Source organism: Pseudarthrobacter sp. BIM B-2242 (assembly GCF_014764445.1).
In the GTDB taxonomy this organism is placed as follows: Bacteria; Actinomycetota; Actinomycetes; order Actinomycetales; family Micrococcaceae; genus Arthrobacter; species Arthrobacter luteus_A.
On record NZ_CP061721.1, the window covers coordinates 243,257 to 268,729 of the forward strand.

Here is a 25,473-nt window from a genome sequence, read left to right on the forward strand (position 1 = left end):
CGCTGCGCCTCCTGGCAGCGGTGCGCCGGGGGCCGATGATCTTCGCGGACCTACCGCCGCCGTCCCAGCGGCCGCACCTGGCCGTCGCTGGCGTTGATGAACCGGGCAATCCGCACAGCGAGTCCCTTGCCGGGGCGGATGGGTCCTTCATGCAGCTGTCCCGGAACCACGCGGAAGTCGATGGACGGCACGGCCGCGGCCAGCTGGCGTCCGGTCTCGGCGAAGTACGCCGGGCTCCAGCCGCCGCTGAGCATCAGGATGGGTGTGGTGAGCGCGGTGAAATCGTCCAGTTCGGCGTCTGCATCGAGAACGGCACGCATTTCCTTGACGGCGGTAGGCAGCAGCTGGCGCATTTCCGTTCCCAGGTTTGTCCTGGCTGAAAGGATGCTCAGCATCCGCAGCGCGCCCAGCGGCAGGTAGGACAGCGGCCCGGCAGTGCCCAGGCCCTGGACCAGATGCGCCCAGGCATGGTTGAGCTGGCCCGCGGTGACGGCGTCCTCGAGCTCCGGCCGCCAGCGGTGGCTGAGGTTTCCGGACAGTGACACGGCGGCGTCGTAGGTCACCAGCCGGCGGATCGGCAGGGTCCTTGCCGCCAGCAGCGCCACAAAGCCTCCGTAGCTGTGCGCCACAACATCGGTGGAGCCTGTCCTGTCCATCACCGCGGCAAGGTCGCTGACTTCGGTATCTGCCGAATAGTCGTCAGGCTGGATCGATGACCCGGCGCGGCCGCGCCGGTTGTAGCAGTGCACGGGGCGTCCGAGCAGGACGCTGAGCTTCCGCGCGAAAGGGCGGTAGAGGGCATCGGTGACCAATGTGCCGTGGACAAGTACGACGCCGGGAGGTCCCGCCGTCGTCGGGTCCGGTTCTGCAGGGGTGAGGAATGAATGGCCCTCAAGGTGGCCACCGTCCTCCGTTGCAACTCTCCACGACTCCACAGCCTGAGTCTATGCCCGGCAGCTGACCGGAAGCCGGTCAGCTGAACTCCCGGTAAACTTGGGGATTGTGACTTCCCAAAACACCCCCACCCCCAAAAATGCCCCAGAGCCCCTCGACGCCAGCGAGCAGATGCGCATCCGCATGGACAAGCGCGCCAAGCTGATCGAGCGCGGCACCGAGGCGTATCCGGTGGGTGTGGAGCGCACGCACTCACTCACCGAGATCCGCGAAAAGTACGCACACCTCGAGGCCGACGACACCACCGGCGACACCGTGGGCGTCACCGGCCGCGTGGTTTTTGTCCGGAACACCGGCAAGCTGTGCTTCGCCACCCTGCAGGAAGGCGGCGTTGATGGCAAGGGCACCCGGCTCCAGGCCATGCTTAGCCTGGCCAACGTGGGCGAGGAAGCGCTCGCGGACTGGAAAGCCCTGGTTGACCTTGGGGACCACGTGTTCATCAAGGGTGAGGTCATCTCCTCCCGGCGCGGCGAGCTGTCCGTGATGGCCGAATCCTGGTCCATGGCTTCGAAGGCACTGCGCCCGCTGCCTGTGCTCCACGCAGAGCTGAATGAGGAGACCCGCGTCCGCCAGCGCTACGTGGACCTGATGGTGCGCGACGAAGCCCGCGAGATGGTCTACACCCGCGCCGCCATCACCCGTTCCATCCGCGAGAGCCTCTACCGCCACAATTATGTGGAGGTGGAGACTCCCATCCTGCAGCTGGTCCACGGCGGCGCCCTGGCGCGTCCGTTCGAGACGCACATGAACGCGTTCGACCAGAAAATGACCCTGCGCATCGCCACCGAGCTGTACCTCAAGCGGGCCGTCGTGGGCGGCATCGACCGTGTCTACGACATGGGCCGCGTGTTCCGCAACGAGGGCGTGGACTCCACGCACAGCCCCGAATTCACCACGCTTGAGTGCTACGAGGCCTGGGCGGACCAGTTCGTGATGGCCGGGCGCATCAAGGAAATCATCCTCGACGCCGCTGACGCCGTGGGCGCCGGCCGCACCCTCCAGACCGAGGCCGGGGAGATTAACCTCGACGGCGACTGGGCCTGGGTTTCGGTCTACCCGGGGCTGTCCGACGCCGTTGGCCAGGAAGTCACCCCTGACACACCGCTTGAGGTGCTTCGTGACATTGCCAGCAAGCACGAGGTCAAGGTGGACCCAAAGTGGGACGCCGAGAAACTGGCCGTGGAACTGTTCGGTGAAATCGTGGAGCCCACGCTCCTGAACCCGACGTTTGTCTATGACTATCCGCCGTCGGCCCAGCCCCTGGCCCGCCCACACCGCGAAGACGGACGGCTGATCGAAGCCTGGGACCTGATCATCGGCGGCATGGAACGCGGCACGGCCTTCTCCGAACTCATTGACCCGGTCATCCAGCGTGAGCGGCTCACCGAACAGTCCCGGCACGCTGCTGCAGGCGACGTCGAAGCCATGCAGCTGGATGAGGACTTCCTCCGCGCCCTCGAATACGGTGCCCCGCCCATGGGCGGAATCGGGCTGGGCATCGACCGCCTGGTCATGCTGTTTACCGGCGCAGGCATCCGCGAGACTATCCTCTTCCCGCTCCTGAAGCCTGAGGGACACTAAGCATGGAATACGTAGCCGTACTGCTGCCGTCAATAGTGGTGGGCCTGATCTTCTGGTTCGCCATGAAATCGATCTTCAATGCCGATAAGTCCGAGCGCCAGGCTGAAGCGCGCGCCAAGGCCGAAGCCGAAGAGCGCGCCGCCAAGCCTTTGAATGGTTCGGATCCGGACGCGGGTAAATAAAGCAGCCGAAGTTCGCGTGAATATCCACAGCGGACATTTGTCGCTTTGACGCGGTGCCATAAAGAGGTTCATACTTTTTGTAGAAACATCCTGCTTTTCTGCACACCCGAACCTCAAAGAGGAAGTCTTTAAATGGCACAGAAAGTAAACATCATCCTCGTAGATGATCTGGATGGGGGATCCGCGGACGAGAATGTCCGGTTTGGCCTTGACGGGGTCAGCTACGAAATCGATCTGTCGGCGGCAAATGCGGCCGAACTTCGTTCCAGTCTTGAACGGTTTGTCGCGGCCGCACGCAAAACATCTGCGGGCCGGGCTACGCGTACGAAGGCAGCAGTGACGGGCCGTGGCAATGATTCTGCGCAGATCCGTCAATGGGCACGGGATAACGGCTACACGGTCAACAGCCGCGGCCGAATTCAGGCTGAAATCCAGGAAGCCTACCAAAAGGCCAATTCCTGACACTGATGGCGTTGAGCGCTGAGAGCCCTGTTCTGCCCTGCGGCGGGACGGGGCTTTTTGCTGCCTTTGGATAATGCGGCTGTCCGCGCATCGGGCTGAAAACCGGAGCCGCCAAACGGCCCTGAGTGTTGCCGTGAGTGAATCGTCCGCAAATTCCCTGCTATTTAGGTGACTCGGGTCCGGGACTTCGGACTGGGACGCCCGTCCAATTTGTGCCTATGCCTTTTCGCACGCCCGGCGCGAGGCTGAAATCGCAGGAAATGGCAGTCTGCCCAGTCATTGCACTTACGGCGGCTTTGTTCTGTCCGGTCCGGAAGCCGGCGGAATTCTTGCGGTAATTGAAAGGCGGCAGGGTCGACACTTCGCTGTTCTATTTCCGGAAGTAACAAGCCTCAGGGGCGCCCCAGGGAAGCCCACGCAATACTGAGCGCCACAAGGGCCGGCAGCGACAGCCACGTGCGGTGGACGTTCCAGAGGGTCTAGCGTTCGAAGGATGGTCTGCCGTCCGCGCCGCAGGAATAGCCGCAGGAATACCGGCGGCGGCGGCCGGCCGCGGCGATTCCGGTCACCTGAGAATCACCACGGTTTCCCCTGTGGCGAACACGCTCCACAAGTCGGGATCGGGCACGTAGCATCAAAGTACGTTGTAGCTAGGAGTGTGGCGAAATGTTTGAGCGATTTACGGACCGTGCCCGTCGCGTCGTTGTGCTTGCCCAAGAAGAGGCACGCATGCTGAACCATAACTATATTGGTACCGAACACATCCTCTTGGGTCTGATCCATGAGGGCGAGGGTGTGGCTGCAAAGGCACTTGAGTCCTTGAGCATTTCGCTCGACGGCGTCCGCGAGCAGGTGCAGGAGATCATTGGCCAGGGCCAGCAGGCCCCGTCCGGCCACATTCCCTTTACGCCACGCGCCAAGAAGGTGCTGGAGCTGTCCCTGCGCGAAGCGCTGCAGCTGGGCCACAACTACATCGGCACGGAGCACATCCTGCTGGGCCTCATCCGCGAGGGTGAGGGCGTAGCTGCCCAGGTGCTGGTCAAGCTTGGTGCTGACCTCAACCGGGTCCGCCAGCAGGTCATCCAGCTGCTCTCCGGCTACCAGGGCAAGGAAACCACCGGCGCCGGCGTCGGCCCGGGCCAGCCCGAAGGCGCCCCGGCCGGTTCGGTCGTCCTGGACCAGTTCGGCCGCAACCTCACCCAGGCTGCGCGCGAGAATAAGCTGGACCCCGTGATCGGCCGCGAGTCCGAGATGGAACGCGTTATGCAGGTCCTCTCGCGCCGTACCAAGAACAACCCCGTCCTGATCGGTGAGCCCGGCGTCGGCAAGACCGCCGTCGTCGAAGGCCTCGCCCAGGCGATTGTCCGCGGCGACGTCCCGGAGACCATCAAGGACAAGCAGCTTTACACCCTGGACCTCGGGTCCCTGGTGGCCGGCTCGCGGTACCGCGGTGACTTCGAAGAGCGCCTGAAGAAGGTCCTCAAGGAAATCCGCACCCGCGGCGACATCATCCTCTTCATCGACGAAATCCACACCCTTGTGGGTGCGGGTGCCGCCGAAGGTGCCATCGACGCTGCGTCCATCCTCAAGCCCATGCTGGCCCGCGGTGAACTGCAGACCATCGGTGCCACCACACTGGATGAGTACCGCAAGCACATCGAGAAGGATGCCGCGCTGGAGCGCCGCTTCCAGCCGATCCAGGTCAAGGAGCCCTCTGTCGCGCACGCGATCGAGATCCTCAAGGGCCTGCGTGACCGCTACGAGGCACACCACCGCGTCACCATCACCGACGGCGCCCTTGCCTCGGCCGCCAGCCTCGCCGAGCGCTACATCTCGGATCGCTTCCTGCCGGACAAGGCCATCGACCTGATCGACGAGGCCGGTGCACGGCTGCGTATCCGCCGGATGACCGCTCCGCCGGAGCTGAAGGCCATGGACGAGCGGATTGCCCAGCTGAAGATGGAGAAGGAATCCGCCATCGACGCGCAGGACTTCGAAGGCGCAGCGGCACTCCGTGACAAGGAGCAGAAGCTCATCACCGAGCGTTCCGAGAAGGAACGCCACTGGAAGTCCGGCGGCATGGACGACATCTCCGAGGTGGATGAGGACCTCATCGCCGAGGTGCTGGCCAACTCCACGGGCATCCCGGTCTTCAAGCTGACCGAGGAAGAATCCTCGCGCCTGCTGAAGATGGAAGACGAACTGCACAAGCGTGTGGTTGGCCAGGACGAGGCCATCAAGGCCCTGTCCCAGGCAATCCGCCGCACCCGTGCAGGCCTGAAGGACCCGAAGCGTCCGGGCGGTTCGTTCATCTTCGCCGGCCCCACCGGCGTCGGCAAAACCGAGCTGGCCAAGGCCCTGGCTGAGTTCCTGTTCGGTGAAGAGGATGCCCTCATTACGCTGGACATGTCCGAGTACTCCGAGAAGCACACGGTTTCGCGGCTGTTCGGTGCCCCTCCGGGCTACGTCGGCTACGAAGAGGGTGGCCAGCTCACCGAGAAGGTCCGCCGTCGTCCGTTCTCCGTGGTCCTGTTCGACGAAGTGGAGAAGGCACACGCTGACCTCTTCAACTCGCTCCTGCAGATCCTCGAAGACGGCCGCCTGACCGACTCCCAGGGCCGCGTGGTGGACTTCAAGAACACGGTGATCATCATGACCACCAACCTTGGCACCCGGGACATCTCGAAGAGCGTTGCCACCGGCTTCCAGTCCGGCACCGACACCCAGACCGGCTACAACCGGATGCGTGCCCGTGTGACGGAGGAGCTCAAGCAGCACTTCCGCCCCGAGTTCCTGAATCGTGTGGATGACGTTGTGGTGTTCCCGCAGCTGACCCAGGACGAGATCATCGAGATCGTGGACATGTTCGTTGGCCGGCTGGAGAAGCGCCTCAAGGACAAGGACATGGGCATCGAGCTCACGCCCGCGGCCAAGGTGCTCCTGGCGACCCGCGGCTACGACCCCGCCATGGGTGCCCGGCCGCTTCGCCGCACCATCCAGCGCGAGATCGAGGACCAGCTTTCCGAGAAGATCCTGTTCGGCGAGATCCACGCCGGCGACATCGTGGTGGTGGATGTGGACGGCGAAGGCGACGACGCCAAGTTCACCTTCGCCGGCAACGCCAAGCCGCGCATCCCGGAGATCGCCCCGAGCGTCTAACCAGCAATCGCGAAAGCCCCGCCACTCCACCAGGAGCGGCGGGGCTTTCGCCGTTTATGTCCCAATGGCTGGGTCCGGCGCCGCCGGTGTCAGAGTTCTGCCTCTTAGGATGGTTAGTGTGACTGACTCCTTCCATATCCGCCCTGCCCGCACTGGCGATGTTGCCGCGATCAAGAGGCTGGTGGCACCGCTGGCGGATCAGCGGATCCTGATGGCCAAGGAGACGGTTGCCTACTACGAGAGCCTGCAGGAATTCAGGATTGCTGAGTCGGACGACGGCGAAGTCATCGGCTGCGGGGCCCTGCATGTGATGTGGGAAGACCTGGCGGAAGTGCGCACCCTGGCTGCGTCGGATGCGTGGCGCGGCAAGGGCGTGGGCCACGTGCTTGTGGAGAGCCTGCTCGAGGAAGCACGCGCGCTCGGCGTTGACCGGGTCTTTTGCCTTACGTTCGAAGTTGACTTCTTCAAACGTCACGGCTTTGAGGTCATGGCCGATCAGTCAGCGGTGGACCCCGTGGTCTACTCCGAACTGCTGCGTTCCCATGACGAAGGCGTGGCCGAATTCCTTGACCTGGCGCGGGTCAAGCCCAACACCCTGGGCAATACGCGCATGATCAAGTCCCTTTAGGGAGCACCTGTCGTTAACCGTGGGTCACTTTTGCTGCTTTTAGTCGAATTGATAGATAAACTAGACGGGCCGCAGTTTGGGGCCTGCCGGTAAGGGACAGTCATTGGGGGCTGTCCCTTACCTCTGCGCTGATTCCGCAGGCTACCGGAGTCCATGCCGCGGTAGTAGGGTCAAAGTGCATCGTGTAGGACGAGCCCAGACCCCAGGAGTTCTGCCATGAAGAAGCTCATCAATGACCCACGTTCCGTAGTCGACGAGTCTGTAGAGGGCTTTGGTCTTGCCCATGCGCACCTCGTCAACGTCAGTGCCGACCCCAAGTACGTCACGCGCAAAGACGCTCCCGTGGCGGGCAAAGTCGGGCTGGTTTCCGGTGGGGGAAGCGGCCACGAACCACTGCACGCCGGTTTTGTGGGGCAGGGAATGCTCGACGCCGCCGTGCCCGGTGCGGTGTTCACCTCACCAACGCCGGACCAGATCCTTCCGGCGACGCTTGCTGTCAACTCCGGTGCCGGCGTCGTGCACATCGTTAAGAACTACACCGGTGACGTCCTGAACTTTGAGACCGCCGCCGAACTGGCGCAGGCCGAGGGGGTGGAGGTCCGCACGGTCCTAGTCAACGACGACGTCGCTGTGGAGGACTCGCTCTATACGGCAGGCCGCCGTGGAGTGGGCGGAACCGTCCTGGTAGAGAAGATCGCCGGTGCGGCAGCCGAGCGGGGTGACAGCCTTGATGCCGTGGCCGCGATCGGTGACCGCGTCAACAGCAATGTCCGCACCATGGGCGTCGCACTGTCGGCCTGCACCGTTCCGCACGCCGGGTCGCCGAGCTTCGACCTGGCCGATAACGAGATCGAGATCGGCATTGGTATCCACGGCGAACCCGGCCGCCACAAGATCCCGATGGAGAACGCGGACGGCATCACGAACCGGCTGCTGGAGCCTGTGCTCAGCGACCTGGGCATTTCCGGTGGCGAGAAGGTCCTGCTGTTCGTCAATGGAATGGGCGGCACGCCATTGAGCGAGCTGTACATCGTGTACCGCCGCGCAACGCAGGTGCTCGCGGAACGCGGAGTCACCGTGGAGCGCTCACTGGTGGGAAACTACATCACCTCTTTGGAGATGCAGGGCTGCTCCATCTCGGTGCTCCGGCTCGACGACGAACTGACGCAGCTGTGGGACGCCCCGGTCCACACGGCCGCGCTGCGATGGGGGGTCTAACGATGCTGCTCGACGTCAAATGGGCCGTGAAATGGCTGACAATGTGCGCCGAGTCGATGGCCGAAAACCGGGTGTGGCTCATCGAGCTCGACCGCGCCATCGGCGACTCGGACCACGGCGAGAACATGGACCGCGGATTCCAGGCCGTGCTGGAGAAGCTGGCCGAAGCGCCGCCGGAGACACCCGGTGCGGCACTCAAGCTGACCGCCATGACCCTGATGTCAAAGGTGGGCGGCGCGGCCGGCCCCCTGTATGGCACAGCGTTCCTGCGCGCCTCCACGTCACTCGGTGACGCCCGCGAAGTGGATCCCTCGGCCCTGGCTGCAGCATTGCTGGCTGCGCGTGACGGGATCGTGGCCAGGGGAAAGGCGGAGTCGGGCGACAAAACCATGGTGGACGCGTGGACGCCCGCTGTGGAGGCAGCCCAGGCCGTCGCAGCGGACGGTACCGGTAATGTCCTGGCAGTGCTCGTGGCCGCAGCCGAGGCCGCCGAAGCAGGCGCCGTGGCAACCGAACCGCTGGTGGCCCGCAAGGGCCGGGCCAGCTATCTGGGGGAGCGCAGTGCCGGCCATCGCGATCCCGGTGCTGCCTCCAGCGCCCTGATACTCCGCGCCGCTGTCGGGGCCGCCGCGTGACGGTTCGCCTGGTGGTGGTCTCCCATAGTGAAAAAATAGCCGACGGCGCCGTGGAGCTTGCCGCCCAAATGGCGCCCGACGTGGTGATGCTGGCCGCCGGGGGCACCGCGGACGGCAGGATCGGTACGAGCCTGGAGAAAGTCATGTCCGCCATGGACCAGGCCGCCGGCGGCGAGGGCGTAGTGGTCCTGACTGATCTCGGTTCGGCCGTGCTGACTGCGGAGTCCGCACTGGAACTCGCAGCTGACCCCTCCGGGGTTCTTCTGGCGGACGCGCCCTTGGTGGAAGGCCTGGTGGCGGCCGCGGTGGCCGCCCAGGGCGGCGCCGATGCGCAAGCTGTTAAGCGGGCCGCTGAGGCTGTATATGGCCGGGTTTCGCCCGCGTCGTCCCCGGTCAGCTCTGTTTCGGAAGGCTCCGTAACGGGTGCCGGACCGGAATTCACCGGGAACTTTGAGCTCATCAATCAGGCCGGCATGCATGCCCGGCCCGCAGCGAAAATCGCGGGTGGTCTGGCGGCCATGGACGCAGAAGTCACTGTCAACGGGGTGGATGGCGCCTCAATGACATCGCTCATGACCTTGGCCGCGGGCAAGGGATCCGTGCTTCATGTCGAGGCCTGGGGGCCTGACGCCGAACGCGCGCTGAACTACGTGGGCGGACTGGTCCAGGCAGGCTTCGGCGAGCCATAGCCTTCACCCCTTGGGGTCGGCGTCAGGGCTCTTGGGGGATTTCAGGAACCGGAAGGAGTGGGCGCCCACGAGCAGGTAGGCACCTGCGCCCATCACAAGGAAGCCACCGACGCCCACCACAACAATTTGCGTGCTGACACCGGCTATCAGCACAACCAGTCCGATCAAACACACGAGTGCTCCGATAGACATGCGGGCCTTGAGCCTGGACTTAAGGGACCCCGACGAGAGCCTCTGCGCGAGTCGGGGATCGTCCGCTGCCAGGTCAGCTTCCAGCTCTTCCAACTGCTTGCGCTCCCGATCTGAGAGTGGCATCGGAACCCCCATTGGTGTCCAGTTAAGTCACTAAATCTAACATTCACAGTGTTAGTAAAACTGACGCTAAGAGTGTTGCGGATGGAAGTCAAGAGCCCGCTTCGGGGTGCGCCGAAGGCCTCCCGGGAGCCGCCTCGCACCCCGCAGATTTGCCCCGAAATGACCGCGTGGAGGGGCATCGCGCCCTATGCCGGGGCCTCCCGCAACCCCTCGGCGTCGAGCACTACGGAGGCGGTGACGAACCTCCCGCACTGTTCGCCAAACGGGTAGTCTCCGCGCGGCCGGAAGTCCAGCGTCCGCACCGGAAGAGCCTTCCCGTCGGGGGAGGTTCCGGTAGCTGTCACCGCCATCGGAGCCTCGGTGAGGGAGTCCAGGAAGAGCGCGCCGGTCAACGTTCCGTCGGGGGAGGCCGTGGCGGAGCAGACACCGTCCGGCGTGCAGCCCTGGTCCACGGATACCGAGCCCGGGCGCAGTTCCACGGCGTCTTCCTTGCACAAGCCATCCTGGCAGGCCTTCAGACGAAGTGTCGCCACCTGCGGCACGTACGAAGCCGGGATGGTTACCGAGACAGCTGTCGCCTGCGCGATCGCCGGGCAGGGCTGAGGGCCCTCGTAGTAATAGCAGGAGGTGAGAAGCGCTGTGGTCATCAGCGCCGGGAGCAGTCCGGACTTGCGCATACTTCAGCGTAGATCCGGCGGAATCCGCACCGCACTGCTACCAGAGAAGTGTGCCAAACATTGTTATGGCCCCGGCCCCAAAGAGCACCAGAATGAGACCTGTGGAGAGGCGGCCCTTGGCGACCAAAAAACCCGGACGGGTGGACTCGGCCGGGTTGGCCGGGTTGTAGCGCACTGGAATGGCGTTGCCGATGATCTCCTGGTCCGGGCCGTAGATATCGGATTGGCCCAGCCACCGCTTGCCGGCAGCGTCGTGGAATTCGAAGGACGGTGCGAAGCGGTTACGGCCGTTGCTGCCGTGGCCGTCCCGGCCGTGGAGGTTTCCGGTGACGGTGGCCGAGGCCTCCACCCACCCGCGCGTAGAGGTGCGGCGCCGGAACGACGGTGCCAGTGACATCCCCACCAGGATCAGGCCGAGGGCAAGGAACAGGCCGGGCAGGACGATAAAAATCAGTTTCACGGAGTCCATGGTTCAGCCCAGCGGAAAGGCGCCGGCGGCCCAAAACAGCACCAGGGCGAAGAAAGCGAATGCCGGGATAGCGCAGCCGATCATTGCCTTGGAGTCGGACGACATCTCGAACGACTGGTTCGGGTTCGCCGGGTTGTAGGCCACATTCAGGAGCGACCCCGGTTCCTGCCGGTTGCGGTACGACACCTCGGATTCACCGGCATACAGGGCACCGTTCGGGTGAAGGAACTGGTAGGTGGGGTAAAAAACCCGGTTTCGGGTGCCGTTACCGCCGCCGTTTGTCCAGCCACCGACGTTGCCCGTCACGGTGGCCTGCACTTTTGGCCAGCCGGCGATCTGCTGTTCATGCCGCCTTGCCTGCCGCAGGTGCTTGGCGAGCAGGTAAGTGGCAGTGACAACAAACAGCGCCCAGATGATGTAGAGCACGATTCTCATTTATTTCCCCCGGTTCAAGTCACCAGAAAGTATGTCACCCTGACCTTAGGTGCCCTAAAAATTCGTCACGCGGGCAGCCGGTAACCGCCCTGGTGCAGTTCGGCCAGACCGTCACCCAGCAGGCCTGCCAGCGCACGCTCCAGCTGCTCGGGGGCGGGGCCCAGCCGGTGCAGCGCGGCCAACGGCACACTGATCCCTTCCGCCGCGAAGCCAAGATCCGCGGGCTCCTGCTGGAACAGTTCCGCCGGCACCGGGGCGTCGGCCAGCCGCAGCACGGCGATCACGGCCCCCCGGACCTGGCGGTCAGTGCCGTGCCACGCCTGGCCCTTGGGAACATACGACGGCGGCGGCTCGCCGGCTGCCAGCCAGGCGCAGGAATTCCGCACGGGGCAGTCCGCGCACTTTGGCGATCGGGCCGTGCACACCAGCGCCCCCAGCTCCATAACCGCTGCGTTCCAGCGCACGGAGGTGCCGTCGTCGTCCGGCAGCAGTTCCGCCGCAAGCCGCATCTCCGCGGCGCTCAGCGACGGTGCAGGAAGCGCGACGCCGGAAATGAGGCGTGCGTGCACGCGCCGGATGTTGGTGTCCACCACAGTCTCACGGCGTCCGAAAGCAAAGGCAGCCACCGCTGCGGCCGTGTAGCTGCCCACCCCGGGCAGGGCCAGCAGTTCGGCATAGGCTCCGGGGACCTCGCCGCCGTGGTCGCGGACAATGGCAGTGGCCGCTGCATGCAGCCGCAGTGCGCGTCGGGGGTAGCCGAGGCGGCCCCAGGCGCGGACTGCTTCGCCCGCCGGTTCGCCCGCAAGTTCTGCCGGGGTGGGCCAGCGCTCCAGCCACTCACTCCAGACAGGCAGCACGCGGACCACCGGAGTCTGCTGCAGCATGACCTCGCTGACCAGGATGCCCCACGGCGGGCAGTCCGGTTCGCGCCAGGGAAGCTCCCGTGCCGTCTCCGCAAACCAGCCGGTGATCCGGCGGTGCAGGCCGGTGAGGTGGCTTGTGCCGGCTTCAGCGGCGAGGCCGGCACCGGCGTCACGAAGGGGTGTGCCGTCCGAGGGCAGGGCTGGGGAAAGGGTTGTAGCGTCGATCCCCACACTGTAGTTGATGCTCCGGAGGGCACGCCAAAGTGCCGGGCAGGCCGCCGCCGGGAAACTGTGACCTGAGCGTTGGCCGGGCAACGGCGTGGTGGGCGGGCAGAATTCGACGGGTTCTCTAGCCTAGAAGGATGGGCAGGCAAGGCAATTCATCACAGCGCAACACGGCTTCCGCTTCCGGTTCGGGTGACCGGACCGGTTCCGGGGTGCCGCGCAAGCCCAGCCCCGCCGTCTATCGCCGCCGTCGCATGTTTCTGGGAGTAGCCCTCCTTATCGTGGCGGGCCTGGTGTTTGGCGGATTTGCCATGGCCGGGGCCTTCAAAGGCACTGAGCAGGTGTCAGCCACGGACAACCCCAACCCCGGCGCTACCGCAGCGGCCCCCGCTCCCGGCGGTTCGCCGTCGGCCGCGCCCAGCGCCACTCCCACGCCCACACCGACTCCCACGTGCAACCAGAACCTGGTCACAGTTTCGGGTTCCACGGACAAGCCGGCGTACAGCCTTGACGAAAAACCGCTGCTGAGCCTGAAGGTGACAAACGGCGGCACGATGCCCTGTGAAGTGAACATCGGGACTTCCCAGATGGAGTTCCTGGTGACCAGCGGGGCAGACCGGATTTTCTCGTCCAGGGACTGCCAGGCCAAGAGCGAAGACCTTGTGAAGACCATCGCGCCGGGTGCCAGCGAGACGGCCAACTTCCCGTGGGCCATGAACCGGTCGCTCGAAGGGTGCCAGCCGGTTGCGGCAAAGCCCGGCGGCGGCGGGGCCTACTACATCTTCACGGCCAAGCTCGGCTCGAAAGCCAGCCCCAAGGCAGTGTTCCAGCTCAACTGACGCTGCCCTCCCATCGATTGCTCCGTAACGGTCCTTTTGAGCGCCCAAAACGGCCGTTACGGAGCAATCGATGGGTGGGGCTACAGGAAGCGGTCCAGCAGGCTGGCTTCGGCCATCCGGCTCAGGCCCTCGCGGACGGTGCGGGCGCGTTGGTCGCCGATGCCGTCCACGGTCATCAGGTCATCAATGGTGGCCGCCATCAGGAACTGCAGGCCACCGAAGTGGTCCACCAGGCGGTCCGCGACGGCCTTGGGGACTGCCTTAAGGCCGGAGAGCAGCCGGTAACCGCGGGGCTGCACCACGGCGTCGAGGTTGGCCTCGCCGCCTGCGAAACCGACAATTCCTGAGATCTTGCCAAGGTCGATCAGCTCCGTGGGCCCAAGGCTTACCAGGGCGTTCACGGCCTTTTCGATGTCTTCGGCGGAGGCGTCCGGGGAGGCGTAGTCACGGATGATGACGTCGCTGCCCGGGCCGCGGCCAACTGTGAGCTCGTCCAACTGGAGGGACAAAAGGCGGCCGTCCTCGCCGAGTTCCAGGACGTACTGCGAGATTTCCTCGGAGATGCGGCGTACCATTTCCTGGCGCTGCAGGGTGACAGCAACATCGCGGACGGTCACCATGGCTTCGATCTCCAGGGCTGACAGGGAGCTGGTGACCTGGTCCAGCCGCGAACGGTACCGCTCGAGGGTTGCGAGGGCCTGGTTGGCGCGGGCCAGTACCTTCTCGGATCCTTCCAGGACGTGCCGGAGGCCGTTGACGTACAGCGCGATGATTTGCATGGACTGGCTGACGGAAATCACGGGAACGCCGGTCTGGATGGCCACGCGTTCGGCGGTCCGGTGCCGGGTGCCGGACTCCTGGGTTTCGATGCTCGAGTCCGGGACCAGCTGGACGGCGGCTCGGAGGATGTTCCCGGCGTCCTTGTCGCAGATGATGGCACCGTCCATCTTGGCCAGTTCGCGGAGCCTTGTGGGGGAGAAGTCGATGCCGATGTCGAAGCCGCCGGAGCAGATGGATTCGATGGTCCGATCGATGCCCAGGACTATCAGGGCGCCGGTGCGCCCGCGGAGGATGCGTTCGAGTCCGTCCCGCAGCGGCGTTCCTGGAGCCACTCTGCCCAGAGTCGCCTTGAGCGATTCTTCGGGGCTCCGCGCCATAGGTGTTCCCTTCAAAGGTGCAGACCGACGCCCGCAGAATGCCGGAATTCACGCTCAGCCGGCAGGACAAAAAATACTCATTTTCCCGCTAGGTCAATGATAGGGGTAGAAAACCCGAACAACCGCACGGGCAAGCCCCAAAGTGCCCCATACGGGGGTGCCCGCAACAGGCAAGGATTGCGTTCGACGGCGGCCGGTCGGGGAGGCATTTTGGCGCCCCTGCCCGGGGGCCCGGCACACGACGCAGCGCCGCCGCCGCGGGATTTCGACGCGCATCTGGCTGGCGACTCGCATTTTCTGGCGACCCCAATAAACCAAGCTCCCCGGGGAAGATGCGGGTCGAAGTGGAAAAGAAGCGGAAAAGCGCGTCGAAAGCCGTCGCCGCCTCTTGAACAGACGGGTACCATGCCCAGTCTTCGGCGCCTGCCCGGCACTGCGATAAACTTGAGCTTGGCTGTCTCAGAGCCATGCTTCCCCTTAAGGCCTGCCGATCGCCTTGGGGTAACCCATCGCAGCGAAAGTAGCACCGTGTCCCAAGATGTCCTAAGCCCCGCCAGGGTCAACGAGATTCACAAACAGGCGGCCCGGCGTCGGACCTTTGCTGTTATTTCGCACCCCGACGCCGGCAAGTCCACGCTCACCGAGGCCTTGGCACTGCACGCGAAGGTGATCGGCACCGCCGGTGCTTCCAGCGGCAAGGCCAACCGCAAGGAAACCGTCTCGGACTGGATGCAAATGGAGAAGGACCGCGGCATCTCCATCAGTTCCGCCGCCCTGCAGTTCTCCTACCGGGACACCGTCATCAACCTGCTGGACACCCCCGGCCACGCTGACTTCTCCGAGGACACGTACCGCGTCCTCGCCGCCGTCGACTGTGCCGTGATGCTGGTCGATGCCGCCAAGGGCCTGGAAACGCAGACCATGAAGCTGTTCGAAGTCTGCAAGGCCCGGAACCTGCCCATCATCACGGTGATCAACAAGTGGGACAGGCCCGGCCTGGACGCCCTGGCGCTGATGGACGAGATCACCGAGCGGACCGGCCTGCAGCCCATGCCGCTGACCTGGGCCGTGGGCATCTCGGGCGACTTCCGCGGGGTCTGGGACCTCCGTAACGACCGCTTTGCCCGGTTCCAGCGCAACAACGCCGGGGCCAACATCGCGCTGACTGAGTACTTCACACCGGAGGAAGCCGCGGAAAGCCAGGGCAATAACTGGTCCGACGCCGTGGACGAAGCCGGCCTGGTGATCGAATCCAACCTCGAGTTCGACGTTGATGCTTTCCACGCGGGATCGGCCACGCCCATCCTGTTCAGCTCCGCCGCCCTGAACTTCGGCGTGAAGGAAATCCTGGACGCCCTGGTGGACTTCGCGCCGCCGGCGGCTCCCCGGCCGGACATCGACGGCAGCCCCCGCGCCGTCGAGTCGCCATTCTCCGGCTTCGTCTTCAAGGTCCAGGCCGGCATGAACAAGGCCCACCGCGACCACGTGGCTTTCATCCGCGTCTGCTCGGGCGTCTTCGAGCGGGGCATGGTGGTCACCCAGACCCGGACCGGGAAGTCCTTCGCCACGAAATACGCCCAGCAGGTCTTCGGCCGCGAACGCGAGGTCATCGACGAGGCCTACCCCGGCGACGTTGTGGGCCTGGTCAACGCCTCTTCCCTGCGCGTTGGCGACAGCCTCTTCCTCGAAGAAGCGGTGGAGTACCCCGCCATCCCGCTGTTCGCCCCCGAACACTTCCAAGTGGCCCGGTCCAAGGACCCCAGCAAGTTCAAGCAGTTCCGCCGCGGCATCGAGCAGCTCGAGCACGAGGGTGTTATCCAGCTGCTCCGCTCCGACCTCCGCGGCGACCAGGCGCCGGTGCTTGCCGCCGTCGGCCCCATGCAGTTCGAGGTGGTGGAAGACCGGATGGCACATGACTTCAGCGCGCCCATGCGGCTGGAACGCCTGCCCTATTCCATTGCCAGGATTTCGACGGCGGATGCCATGCCCGCGCTGGCAAATGTGCCGGGCGCCGAGGTGCTGTTGAGGTCCGACGGCGAATACCTCGCCTTGTTCAATGACGTCTGGGCGCTTCGCCGGATCGAGAAGAACCACCCGGATCTGACCCTTGTGCCCATCGGCACGCATAACCCGGCAAAGTAGCCGTTCCACCCACGCTGCGCCGGCAGGCCCACCAACACCCTTGAAAAACCCGAGAGCCAGGAACGACGATGTCTGCAAATCAACCCCGCGCGCTGATCACCGGCGCAGGGACCATCAATCCCCTCGGTTCCACCGTTGCCGAGACATGGTCCGGCCTGGTGGCAGGGAAATCGGGAATCGCCGCGCTGGAGGCGGACTGGGCTGAGCAGCTGCCGGTCCGGATGGCCGGGCAGATCACCGCCGACCTCTCCGAGCACCTGACCACCCGCGAGCTGAAGCGGATGGACCGCTGCGGCCAGTTGGCGCTGGTTGCAGCCCGCGAAGCCTGGAAGCAGGCAGGGGAGCCCGAGGTTGATCCCGAGCGGTTCGCCGTGGTGATCGGCTCGGCCTACGGCGGACTGGGCTCCACCTTGGAACAGGACCGCGCACTGGCCAGCGGCGGCCCGCGCCGGGTATCGCCGCACACGCTCACCCGCCTGATGGTCAACGGCCCGGCCGCGTGGGTGTCGATCGATCTTGGCGCGCGCGGCGGCGCCCGCACCCCTGTCAGCGCCTGCGCGTCCGGCGCTGAAGCAATTGTCCAAGGTGCCGAAATGATTAGATCCGGTGCAGCCGACGTCGTTATCGCCGGCGGTGTGGACGCCTCCGTCAACGACCTGGTGATCACCGGCTTCTCCCAGATCCGCGCACTCTCAACCCGCAACGATGAGCCACAGCGCGCCTCACGGCCGTTCGACGGCGGCCGCGACGGTTTTGTTCTCGCTGAAGGCGCCGGCATTGTGGTGCTGGAAAGCGAGGCGCATGCCCGCGCGCGTGGCGCCGCCGTCCTCGGGGCCGTAGCGGGTGGCTCGGTCACCTCCGACGCAAACGACATCGTGGCAGCCGACCCGGTCATGCAGCGGCGCGTGATGCAGAAAGCGCTGGACTCCGCGGGATTGCAGGCCTCGGACATCGGCTTTGTCCACGCCCACGCCACCTCCACCCCGGTGGGGGACCGGCTTGAGGCGCAGGCCATCAACGCCATCTTCGGCTCAGACGTGCCGGTGACCTCCACGAAGGGCCACACCGGCCACCTGCTGGGCGGCGCCGGTGCGCTTGCCGCCGTCGTGGTGGTGCAGACGCTGCAGACCGGACAGCTCCCGGGCACGGTGAATATCGAGGCGCTGGATCCCGAAGTGAACCTGAACGTCATCACCGAAAACGCCCACACGCTTGCGCCCGGAACAGCCCCCGCCGGCCTGGTCAACGCCTTCGGCTTCGGCGGACACAGCGTTGCCCTGGTGATTACCGGGAGCTGAGCGGCGCATCGCAGGCCGCCACTGTTCGCGGCCGGGGAGTGACACCGCGGGTTATTTTCCTGATGTGTTCGGGTCTGAGCCCTGTGAGGGACGCCAACTCGAAGTCGTCCAGGATCCGCTGTTTGCTGGCCGCTGCAAGCAGTTGCCGGCGCTCTTCCTCGACATTTGCCCTCGATTCCTCCAGGGCTGTCAGTTCGTGCAGCATGTGGGAGATCAGCCGGAGATGCTCGGCCGCGGGAAGGCCCGAGGGCTGCATATCGTCGAAGGCGAGGCCGGTTCTGCGCACCGCCCCGGTGGAAAGCCGGGTAATACGCGATAGTGCTGTCACCGGGGCGCCGTCGCGGAGCGCCTGCGCCACCAGCACGTTGAGGTTTGCCGCGAGATCCCGGATCCGGCTGGACCTGAAACGGATGGCACTTTGTTTGTCCAGCAACTGTTGACTCAGTTCGTTCCGTTGCTGATCAGGCGACTGCGGTGGCCGGCCGCCGCGGTACCGGTAGCCTCCCGCGACCGCCTTGGCACTCTGCTGGCCTGCCATATGTTCCTCTCCTCAAAACATCAGGTCCAACCCTAGGCAGGGGCGCCCTTCTGCGGGAAATACCTATATCCGTTGCCGCGATAAGCGGATTGTGTGGCCGCCGGGGCCATAAGGGTTGCTTATCCGCCCACTCAGTATTGGTCTTATCCATACCCGCCGGATTTCCCTAGTGTCGAAGGAAACGAGTACCGCTCGCTTCGACTCCCTAGGAAGAGACCATGTCTGAATTTGTACCTGCCTCGCGGGTGTCCCGCATCAAGTCTTCCGCCAGCGTGGCCGCAGCCGCCCGTGTGCGGGAGTTGAAAGCGGAAGGGCGCCGAATCCTCGACCTCACCGTCGGCGAGCCGGACTTCGACACCCCCGGGCACATCAAGGCGGCGGCCGTCGAGGCGATCAGCCGCGGCGAAACCAAGTACACCTCCGTCACCGGAACGCCGGCCCTCCAAACGGCCATCCTGCAGACCCTTGAACAGCGCACCGGCCTGCACTACACCCCGGCCGAGATCACGATTGGCGGCGGGGCCAAACAGGTCATCTTCACGGCGTTTATGGCGTCCCTCGACGCCGGGGACGAGGTGATCGTGCCCGCGCCCTACTGGGTCTCCTACCCGGACATGGTGCTGGCCAACGAAGGCACCCCCGTCGTTGTAGCCTGCGGCGAGGACACCGGATTCAAACTCACACCGGAGGTCCTGGCCGGCGCCATTACCGGGCGCACCAAATGGGTCATCCTCAACGCGCCGTCCAACCCCACCGGGGCCGTCTACTCACGCGATGAGCTCCGGGCCCTTGCGGATGTTCTGGCTGCCTTCCCGCACGTCTACGTCCTTACCGACGAAATCTACGACCAGATCTACTTCGGCGCCGGCAAGCTGACCAGCCTGGTGGAGGTGGCCCCCGAACTGAAGGACCGCATCCTCGCCGTCAACGGTGTGTCCAAGGCCTACGCCATGACAGGCTGGCGGCTGGGGTACGCGGCCGGGCCGGCCCCGGTGATTGCCGCCATCAACAAACTGCAGTCCCAGATCTCCTCGTGCCCCTCCTCAGTGAGCCAGGCCGCCGCCGTCGCCGCCCTGACCGGGGACCAGTCCTTTGTCCGCGAGAGCCTGGATGTGTACCGCACCAGGCGGGACACCGCTGTCGCCGCACTGAACGCCGTCGACGGTTTGTCATGCACGACGCCGGAAGGCGCCTTCTACGCCTACGTCAACTGTGCGGGCGTCATCGGCAGGACGGCTCCGGATGGAACTGTCATCGGCGACGACCAGGACTTCACCCTCTACCTGCTGGATGCCGCCTCCGTAGCCGTAATCCAGGGCTCCGCCTATGGCCTGGGCCCGTACTTCCGCATCTCCTACGCCACCAGCCTGGATGTCATCGAGGAGTCCATCGCTGCCATCGACAAGGCTGTCCGGGCCCTTAACTGATCCAAACCCACCGAAGGAAAACACCGTGATCCACGTCAAAACCACCATCGAACGCCCAAGCGCGGACGCCATCAGCCGGCTCGCGAAGTTCTCGTCAGCCACGATCCACGAGGCGCAGGGACGCAAGGGCGCCCTCAGCGCCCGCATCAAACCCATCGACAGGTCCATGTCCTTCTGCGGCCCGGCCACCACAGTCCGGTGTGCGCCGCGTGACAACCTGATGCTGCAGGTGGCCATCCACTACGCCCAGCCGGGGGATGTCATCCTGGCCGCGGCGGGGGAGTACGAGGAGGCCGGAACCTTCGGCGACGTCCTCGGCAACGCCATGAAAGCGAAGGGACTGGCCGGCCTGGTGACGGACTCGGGGGTCCGCGACACCCAGGACCTCATCGAGCTGGGCCTGCCGGTCTTCTCAGGCAGTGTCTCCATCAAGGGCACGGTCAAGGAAACCATCGGCCCGATCAACCACCCCGTGGTCTTCGGCGACGAGATCATCTACCCGGGCGACGTCCTCCGCGGCGACGCTGACGGTGTGGTGGTGGTCCGCAAGGACGAGATCGAGGAAGTCATCCGCCTCTCGCAGGAACGGGACGACGCCGAGCGTGAGCTCATCAGCCTGTACAAGGCCGGCGGCACCACCATTGACCTGTGCAACCTGACCGACGTCCTGAAGGCCAAGGGACTGCTGGTCGAGCAGGCCTAGTAACACTCGGCCTAGTGATACTCGGCCTGGGAGCACTACGGCTAGGATCACCACGCCGAGAAGCAGTACGGCTAGAAGCACTACACCGAGAAGCACCACACCGAGTAGCACGGGTGCGGTAGAACGCTCGCAAAGCCGCCACAGGGTTTGTCCTGCGGCGGCTTTGCTGCACTCACGGTGGCTTCGTTGGGGAGCCAAACCCAGTCGCGGCCATGATCAGCCGCGGGCATGATCGGCTGCGAGCGTGATCAGGCGCGGGCGTGACCAGCTGCGGGCATGGTCAGCTGTGGGCATGGAGGAGGCGTTCGAGGCCGTCTTCGCCGAGGGATATCCCGAGGTGGACGAAGTCCGGCGGGCCGCCCCGGGGTCCTTCCCGCCTTTTCGGGTGGCCTGGCTGTTTGAGTGGGCGTGGCCGGTCCTGTAGATCCGGATGTTCCTGCACGTCTGGATGTTCCTCGTCTGGCTGTTTCAGTAAGTCTGGCCAGTGTGGTGGTTCCCAGTCCTGGTGTTCGCTTCGGTATCGTCGGCCGGAGGGTGAGATCCAGCCGGGTGGTTCGTTTTGGGTGGCCGGGGTGGGGGTCCAGGGTGTGGTGTGTCGGAGTTTGTGGTGGGCCGGGCAGGCCTGGCCGAGGTTGCTGATGCCGGTGGTCCCGCCTTGGGCCCAGGCGAGGAGGTGGTCCGCTTCGTTGTCCAGGGACTGGTTGTTACAGCCCGGGAAGGAGCACTTGCCGTCGCGCAGCCGCAGCCAGTTCCGCATGGCTTTGGTGAGCCGGTAACTTGTCCGGCCGATTTCCAGCGGCGCCCCGTCCCGCGGATCGATCAGGACCCGGTAGAACGAGCCGGCCCCGTTCGCCACGAGGTCCCGGGCCATCGAGGCCGGGATCGGGCCGTAGCCGTCCAGCATCGCCGGTTCCTCGGTGACGCCGAGCAGGGAAAACACCGGGACCGTCACCAGGACCTGGGCCCGCGGCGGCGGGACCTGCCCCGGACCGGATCCTTCGTGGTCTCCGTTGCTGAGTTGGTCTCCGCCGCTGAGCTGGTTTCCGTGGTTGAGGAGGGCGGTGGCGAAGGCGTCGGCGCGGAGTTGGGTGAGGGTGCGGTCCTCGTCCGGGCCCTGCAGGCCGCGGGCGATCGCGGTGGTCCGGTTCCAGATGGCTGCGGCCTGGTCTGCGGGGAGGTAGGCGGTGAGCCAGGCCATGCCGTCCTGGTCCGGGCAGTATTCCACCCGCCGGTCCAGGAGGCCTTTGGCGTGGCGTTTCTCGAGGCTTTCGGTGTGGTGGCGTTCGCGCCAGGTCCGGGCCCGGTGCCGGAACCGGGACGCTGGCATTTCCCCGGCGGGACAGCCGCTGGCCGCGCCTGGCGCGTCCGGGTCCAGGAAGTGGGCTTCCAGTGCGGCGGCGCCGGCGGGGTCGAGGGTGGCGGCTTCGTCCGCCATGACCCGGGCGTGCTGCCACGAAATGGACCCGGATTGCAGGGCGGCCAACGTCAGCGGCAGAGCAGTGGTCAGGGCGTGGGACACGGCGAGGAACGAACCGGCCGCCCGGCCGCCAATGGTCAGGGCGCACGCGACCTCGGCGGTGACTGCCATCTCCCGGGCCTGTGGCGAAGCGTCCGGCGAGGCCGCCGCGTCTGCGGCCGCGACAAATGTCGCGGCCGCAAGGGCTTTCAGCCCGGCCAGTTGCGCGTCCGCTTCCGCGGCCCCGGTCAGGATATCCAGGCAATCCCCGGATAATTCCTGCAACGGATCGACCCCTGGAGAAAGTCCACCAGGGCCGGATTCGCCCGCCTCACCGGTGAGCACGCCGTTGACGACTCCGGTGAGCACTGCAACGGCAGCGGTGATCTCCGCGTACGCCTTCGCCACCACCGGATTCCTCATAGACCCATCATGACAAGGGGGTCTGACATTCAACCGAAACAGCCGCGGGCGCGGACAGCGGACGGACGGACGGTACTTTCCGGCGTCGTCCGGAACCCTCGCGTGACGGTCCTTCCCGCGTCGTCCGGAACCCTCGCGTGACGGTCCTTCCCGCGTCGTCCGTCACCCTCGCGTGAAGTCCATCGGGTCACGGCCTAACCGGGTGCCCATCAACTGCAGGGTGCCGGTCCGGCCGGGTATCCCGCCGCCCTCGCCGTCGCAAACTCCCTTTGCCAGCCAGCTGCTGAGACAAGGCGCGGGCAACCGCAACTCCCTATTGCGTCGGGAGCAGATGGGTCGGGGGACCAAAGACTGCGTCCTCCAAAAGCCAGATGGCTGACCCGCCCCTGGCTGCCGGCATGATGCTGCCTTCGAAGACAAAGATGGGGCCCGTTGATCCGTCCTCCGGGCGCCAAAAGCCATTTGCGGGGCAGTGGAAACCGGTTTTGGCCATAAGGCCCAAGCCTTTACCGGAGACTCTCCGGAGGGTACTGATTTTTTTCACGGCTCGCTCCAATTAATCCTTCAAAATGTAACCGCCGTAATTTACCGGCTGTGCACAATTTTAGGATCCGGGGAGTTTCCTTACTAAGACTAATGATGCGTGACCCAATAAGCGGATGATATGGAAGGGCTAGCGCGCGTATTTGTTGGTGAGCATTTCCTGGAGCATTTCCTTCAGTACCAGGAGAACCGCCGAGGCAGCTTCGGAAAGCGGGTCATGGTCAGGTGTGCACAGTGCAATCTTGCACTGCAGTGCCGGATCCACAATCCGAAGCACCTGGAAGTCCTCCTCGTGGAACAAGGCGTCCGCCGCTGATTTGGGCATGATGGTGGCTCCGAGATCGGCCCGGAGCAGCCTGGCGAGCGAGGGCACGGATTCCACTTCGCCCACAAGCTTGACCTTGAGTTCCTTGCTGGTGAAGCCGGCCTCCACTGTCTGCCTCAAGGTATGGATCTGCTCAGGCAGGAACAGCCCGTGCTGTGCCACCTCCTCCAACGGGATTTCGCCGTCAGCGTGGTTCAAACCAGCCCTGTTGGCGTTGACCACAAAGTGCAGGTCCTCCACGATCATGGTGGTGAACTGGACGCCGCGGATGGCTCCCGGCTCGTAGATCAGCGCCATGTCCAGCCGGCCGTTCTTGATGGCCTCACTGAGCACACCGCCGTAAATCTCCGTGACATGCAGGGTGATGTCGGGGTACCTGCTGGCCACCTCGCTGATGATCCTGGGCGTCAGGCTCGAGGCCATGCTGTACGGCGCAATGGCAATGGACACCCGGCCGGAGGGTGCCGCCCCGGACTTGGCGACGTCCAACCGTGCCTGGTCTACCAGACGGAGGATCGACTGGGCGTGCCGGTACAGCGTGTGCCCGGCCGCGGTGGGCTTTACACCCTGTTTGCTGCGGATCAGCAGCCGTTGCTTCAGTTCCGTTTCAAGGGCCGACACCTGCTGGCTCAGGGCCGGCTGGGCCACGTGCAGCGCTGCTGCGGCCTTGGTGATGCTGCCCGAATCCACAATCTGCACAAAGTACGCAAGCTTGCGCGTATCCACTGCCGCCCTCTTTCTCCGCGACGTCCTGAACCCAGAAAGGTCATAACCGGATGCTATGGAGGGATACGCAAATGGTCTTTGTGTGATCCACATCTCTGACACTAGGTTGAACCCAGAACGCTATTTCACTAGCAGTACATTCTACCCCCGCCAGACATGCATTTTTACGATGACGTAAGACGCATATTGCATAAATGTGCCTTTTACCGGAATAGACGTTTTCTTTTACATTTCCGAAATATTCAGTCCATAGCTTCAGAGCATCCAGGATCCGCCATCACAGTCCGGATCTTCTTGAGAAAGAGATAGCAAATGCGAGTAACCATCAAAGGCAAAATGGCGGCCGTGGCCGCGCTCTCCGCAGCGGCCCTGGTCCTCTCGGGCTGCGGGGGTGGCACCGAGGCGGCCAGCACCGGCAGCGCCACTTCCGGCGAAGTTAACCTGATTGCGTATTCCGGTGTGTGGCAGGACCAGTACACCGCCGCCGTCATTGAGCCGTTCAAGGCGAAGTACCCGGACATCACAATCAATTACTCCTCCAAGCGCTCCTCCGCCGAAATGCTCAGCGCCCTGCAGGGCCAGAAGAACAACCCGGCCACCGACGTCGCCATTATGGACAACTCCGTTTCCACAACGGGCAACAAGCAGGGACTCTTCGAAAAGATTGATGCCGACGGCGTCCCGAATCTTGCCAACGTTGCCGAGAAGTTCCAGGACAAGGACGGGTACGGCCCGGTGGCCATGCTCGACGCCGTTGGCCTGGTCTACGACACTGCAACCTTCCCCGAGGCCCCCGACAGCTGGGAAGTCCTGTGGGACCCTGCGTACGCGGGCAAGATCAACGTGAACGCCCCGCCGTCGTTGCTGGGCCTGTCCCTGACCGCCATCACGTCCAAGATGGAGGGCGAGGACTACACCCAGGGCATTGACTCCGCAGTGGAACGCCTGAAGGAGATGGCACCGGGCGTGCAGACCTTCGCACCCAACCCGGACGAATACCAGAACGTGATCACCGGACAGACGGTGCTGGGCCTCGGCCAGAACGCCCGCGGCCAGTTCTACAGTGACCAGAGCAACAAGAAGATGGGCGTTACCTTCCCCAAGGAAGGCACTGTCTACCAGATCAACACCGTCAACCTGGTGAAGGATGCCCCACACTCCGCTGCGGCCAAGACGTTCATCGACTACGCGCTCTCCGCCGAGGCGCAGACGGCATTCGCCAAGGCACTCTTCTACGCACCCTCCGTTACGAACGCCGAACTGCCCGCCGACATCAAGGACCGCGTGGTACCCACGGACGGCTCCCTGAACATCGTCCCCCTGGACGTCGATTTCCTGTCCTCGGCCCGCGACAAGTGGACCGAAACCTGGAAGCGCCAGATCATCACCAAGTAGCGCCCGCCG

24 protein-coding genes are annotated in these 25,473 nt (G+C 64.8%); 14 read left to right on the forward strand and 10 right to left on the reverse strand.

The genetic code is table 11. The features are described 5' to 3' along the window. Nucleotides 1-50: 50 nt before the first annotated feature. Nucleotides 51-935, reverse strand: coding sequence for an alpha/beta fold hydrolase (locus tag IDT60_RS01185; RefSeq protein WP_191080572.1), 885 nt, complete (start codon nt 933-935; stop codon nt 51-53). Between the two features lie 67 nt (nt 936-1,002). Here IDT60_RS01185 and lysS point away from each other — a divergent pair, with 67 nt between their 5' ends. The 8 genes from lysS to dhaM all read left to right on the forward strand — a co-directional run bounded on the left by lysS (nt 1,003) and on the right by dhaM (nt 9,508). Further along, nucleotides 1,003-2,535, forward strand: a complete 1,533-nt coding sequence (gene lysS, locus IDT60_RS01190) for a lysine--tRNA ligase (RefSeq protein ID WP_191080573.1) — start codon at nt 1,003-1,005, stop codon at nt 2,533-2,535. Between the two features lie 2 nt (nt 2,536-2,537). Further along, the gene (locus tag IDT60_RS01195; RefSeq protein ID WP_191080574.1) at nt 2,538-2,717 is read left to right on the forward strand and encodes a hypothetical protein; all 180 of its coding nucleotides are present in this window, start codon (nt 2,538-2,540) and stop codon (nt 2,715-2,717) included. A gap of 132 nt (nt 2,718-2,849) precedes the next feature. Further along, nucleotides 2,850-3,179 (forward strand): Lsr2 family protein, encoded by a 330-nt coding sequence (locus tag IDT60_RS01200; protein WP_164203019.1) that lies wholly within the window; start codon nt 2,850-2,852, stop codon nt 3,177-3,179. A 666-nt stretch (nt 3,180-3,845) separates the two neighbouring features. Next, complete coding sequence (locus tag IDT60_RS01205) at nt 3,846-6,338, forward strand: ATP-dependent Clp protease ATP-binding subunit (RefSeq protein WP_164203017.1); 2,493 nt, start codon at nt 3,846-3,848, stop codon at nt 6,336-6,338. Between the two features lie 118 nt (nt 6,339-6,456). Continuing rightward, entirely contained in the window at nt 6,457-6,966 is a 510-nt protein-coding gene (locus IDT60_RS01210) for an amino-acid N-acetyltransferase (protein ID WP_191080575.1), read from the forward strand. A gap of 216 nt (nt 6,967-7,182) precedes the next feature. Then, nucleotides 7,183-8,184 (forward strand): dihydroxyacetone kinase subunit DhaK, encoded by a 1,002-nt coding sequence (dhaK, locus tag IDT60_RS01215; protein WP_191080576.1) that lies wholly within the window; start codon nt 7,183-7,185, stop codon nt 8,182-8,184. Nucleotides 8,185-8,186: 2 nt separating this feature from the next. Then, nucleotides 8,187-8,819, forward strand: coding sequence for a dihydroxyacetone kinase subunit DhaL (dhaL, locus tag IDT60_RS01220; protein WP_164203011.1), 633 nt, complete (start codon nt 8,187-8,189; stop codon nt 8,817-8,819). Then, complete coding sequence (dhaM, locus tag IDT60_RS01225; protein WP_164203009.1) at nt 8,816-9,508, forward strand: dihydroxyacetone kinase phosphoryl donor subunit DhaM; 693 nt, start codon at nt 8,816-8,818, stop codon at nt 9,506-9,508. The genes dhaL and dhaM overlap by 4 nt, the downstream gene beginning before the upstream one ends. A 3-nt stretch (nt 9,509-9,511) precedes the next feature. On the opposite strand, the gene IDT60_RS01230 is transcribed toward dhaM, so the two are convergent. The 5 genes from IDT60_RS01230 to IDT60_RS01250 all read right to left on the reverse strand — a co-directional run bounded on the left by IDT60_RS01230 (nt 9,512) and on the right by IDT60_RS01250 (nt 12,306). Beyond that, nucleotides 9,512-9,823 carry a DUF3040 domain-containing protein gene (locus IDT60_RS01230; protein ID WP_191080577.1) on the reverse strand — a complete coding sequence of 104 codons (312 nt, stop codon included), beginning with the start codon at nt 9,821-9,823 and terminating at the stop codon, nt 9,512-9,514. 185 nt (nt 9,824-10,008) lie between these two features. After that, nucleotides 10,009-10,500 (reverse strand): hypothetical protein, encoded by a 492-nt coding sequence (locus IDT60_RS01235; RefSeq protein ID WP_191080578.1) that lies wholly within the window; start codon nt 10,498-10,500, stop codon nt 10,009-10,011. A gap of 37 nt (nt 10,501-10,537) precedes the next feature. Further along, nucleotides 10,538-10,960 (reverse strand): DUF3592 domain-containing protein, encoded by a 423-nt coding sequence (locus tag IDT60_RS01240; protein WP_191080579.1) that lies wholly within the window; start codon nt 10,958-10,960, stop codon nt 10,538-10,540. 12 nt (nt 10,961-10,972) lie between these two features. Beyond that, nucleotides 10,973-11,404, reverse strand: coding sequence for a DUF3592 domain-containing protein (locus tag IDT60_RS01245; RefSeq protein WP_164203001.1), 432 nt, complete (start codon nt 11,402-11,404; stop codon nt 10,973-10,975). 65 nt (nt 11,405-11,469) lie between these two features. Then, on the reverse strand, nt 11,470-12,306 hold the full coding sequence (locus IDT60_RS01250) for an A/G-specific adenine glycosylase (protein ID WP_370590758.1): 837 nt from the start codon (nt 12,304-12,306) through the stop codon (nt 11,470-11,472). A 323-nt stretch (nt 12,307-12,629) separates the two neighbouring features. Here IDT60_RS01250 and IDT60_RS01255 point away from each other — a divergent pair, with 323 nt between their 5' ends. After that, nucleotides 12,630-13,331, forward strand: a complete 702-nt coding sequence (locus IDT60_RS01255) for a hypothetical protein (protein ID WP_191080580.1) — start codon at nt 12,630-12,632, stop codon at nt 13,329-13,331. An 80-nt stretch (nt 13,332-13,411) separates the two neighbouring features. On the opposite strand, the gene disA is transcribed toward IDT60_RS01255, so the two are convergent. Further along, nucleotides 13,412-14,488, reverse strand: a complete 1,077-nt coding sequence (gene disA / locus IDT60_RS01260) for a DNA integrity scanning diadenylate cyclase DisA (RefSeq protein ID WP_164202997.1) — start codon at nt 14,486-14,488, stop codon at nt 13,412-13,414. A gap of 528 nt (nt 14,489-15,016) precedes the next feature. Between disA and IDT60_RS01265 the strand changes: the two genes are divergently transcribed. Continuing rightward, entirely contained in the window at nt 15,017-16,630 is a 1,614-nt protein-coding gene (locus IDT60_RS01265; protein WP_164202995.1) for a peptide chain release factor 3, read from the forward strand. A 68-nt stretch (nt 16,631-16,698) separates the two neighbouring features. Next, on the forward strand, nt 16,699-17,928 hold the full coding sequence (locus tag IDT60_RS01270; protein WP_191080581.1) for a beta-ketoacyl synthase: 1,230 nt from the start codon (nt 16,699-16,701) through the stop codon (nt 17,926-17,928). On the opposite strand, the gene IDT60_RS01275 is transcribed toward IDT60_RS01270, so the two are convergent. Next, nucleotides 17,915-18,466 carry a hypothetical protein gene (locus IDT60_RS01275; protein WP_191080582.1) on the reverse strand — a complete coding sequence of 184 codons (552 nt, stop codon included), beginning with the start codon at nt 18,464-18,466 and terminating at the stop codon, nt 17,915-17,917. The two genes, IDT60_RS01270 and IDT60_RS01275, sit on opposite strands and share 14 nt — an antisense overlap. Nucleotides 18,467-18,684: 218 nt before the next feature. Between IDT60_RS01275 and IDT60_RS01280 the strand changes: the two genes are divergently transcribed. Together IDT60_RS01280 and IDT60_RS01285 are read left to right on the forward strand one after the other, a co-directional pair. Next, entirely contained in the window at nt 18,685-19,893 is a 1,209-nt protein-coding gene (locus tag IDT60_RS01280) for an aspartate transaminase (RefSeq protein WP_191080583.1), read from the forward strand. 25 nt (nt 19,894-19,918) lie between these two features. After that, nucleotides 19,919-20,596, forward strand: coding sequence for a 4-carboxy-4-hydroxy-2-oxoadipate aldolase/oxaloacetate decarboxylase (locus IDT60_RS01285; protein ID WP_191080584.1), 678 nt, complete (start codon nt 19,919-19,921; stop codon nt 20,594-20,596). 280 nt (nt 20,597-20,876) lie between these two features. Here IDT60_RS01285 and IDT60_RS01290 read toward each other — a convergent pair whose 3' ends face one another. Both IDT60_RS01290 and nac read right to left on the reverse strand, forming a co-directional pair. After that, nucleotides 20,877-22,475 carry an HNH endonuclease signature motif containing protein gene (locus IDT60_RS01290; RefSeq protein ID WP_191080585.1) on the reverse strand — a complete coding sequence of 533 codons (1,599 nt, stop codon included), beginning with the start codon at nt 22,473-22,475 and terminating at the stop codon, nt 20,877-20,879. A gap of 673 nt (nt 22,476-23,148) precedes the next feature. Then, complete coding sequence (gene nac / locus IDT60_RS01295; RefSeq protein WP_191080586.1) at nt 23,149-24,069, reverse strand: nitrogen assimilation transcriptional regulator NAC; 921 nt, start codon at nt 24,067-24,069, stop codon at nt 23,149-23,151. A 312-nt stretch (nt 24,070-24,381) separates the two neighbouring features. Between nac and IDT60_RS01300 the strand changes: the two genes are divergently transcribed. Beyond that, entirely contained in the window at nt 24,382-25,464 is a 1,083-nt protein-coding gene (locus IDT60_RS01300) for an ABC transporter substrate-binding protein (protein ID WP_191080587.1), read from the forward strand. Nucleotides 25,465-25,473: the final 9 nt, after the last annotated feature.

Coding starts and splice junctions, on each gene's coding strand:
- IDT60_RS01195 (WP_191080574.1), top strand. CDS start 2,538: ATGGAATACGTAGCCGTACTGCTGCCGTCAATAGTGGTGGGCCTGATC.
- IDT60_RS01200 (WP_164203019.1), top strand. CDS start 2,850: ATGGCACAGAAAGTAAACATCATCCTCGTAGATGATCTGGATGGGGGA.
- IDT60_RS01205 (WP_164203017.1), top strand. CDS start 3,846: ATGTTTGAGCGATTTACGGACCGTGCCCGTCGCGTCGTTGTGCTTGCC.
- dhaK (WP_191080576.1), top strand. CDS start 7,183: ATGAAGAAGCTCATCAATGACCCACGTTCCGTAGTCGACGAGTCTGTA.
- dhaL (WP_164203011.1), top strand. CDS start 8,187: ATGCTGCTCGACGTCAAATGGGCCGTGAAATGGCTGACAATGTGCGCC.
- IDT60_RS01230 (WP_191080577.1), bottom strand. CDS start 9,823: ATGCCACTCTCAGATCGGGAGCGCAAGCAGTTGGAAGAGCTGGAAGCT.
- IDT60_RS01235 (WP_191080578.1), bottom strand. CDS start 10,500: ATGCGCAAGTCCGGACTGCTCCCGGCGCTGATGACCACAGCGCTTCTC.
- IDT60_RS01245 (WP_164203001.1), bottom strand. CDS start 11,404: ATGAGAATCGTGCTCTACATCATCTGGGCGCTGTTTGTTGTCACTGCC.
- IDT60_RS01255 (WP_191080580.1), top strand. CDS start 12,630: ATGGGCAGGCAAGGCAATTCATCACAGCGCAACACGGCTTCCGCTTCC.
- disA (WP_164202997.1), bottom strand. CDS start 14,488: ATGGCGCGGAGCCCCGAAGAATCGCTCAAGGCGACTCTGGGCAGAGTG.
- IDT60_RS01270 (WP_191080581.1), top strand. CDS start 16,699: ATGTCTGCAAATCAACCCCGCGCGCTGATCACCGGCGCAGGGACCATC.
- IDT60_RS01275 (WP_191080582.1), bottom strand. CDS start 18,466: ATGGCAGGCCAGCAGAGTGCCAAGGCGGTCGCGGGAGGCTACCGGTAC.
- IDT60_RS01280 (WP_191080583.1), top strand. CDS start 18,685: ATGTCTGAATTTGTACCTGCCTCGCGGGTGTCCCGCATCAAGTCTTCC.
- IDT60_RS01290 (WP_191080585.1), bottom strand. CDS start 22,475: ATGAGGAATCCGGTGGTGGCGAAGGCGTACGCGGAGATCACCGCTGCC.
- IDT60_RS01300 (WP_191080587.1), top strand. CDS start 24,382: ATGCGAGTAACCATCAAAGGCAAAATGGCGGCCGTGGCCGCGCTCTCC.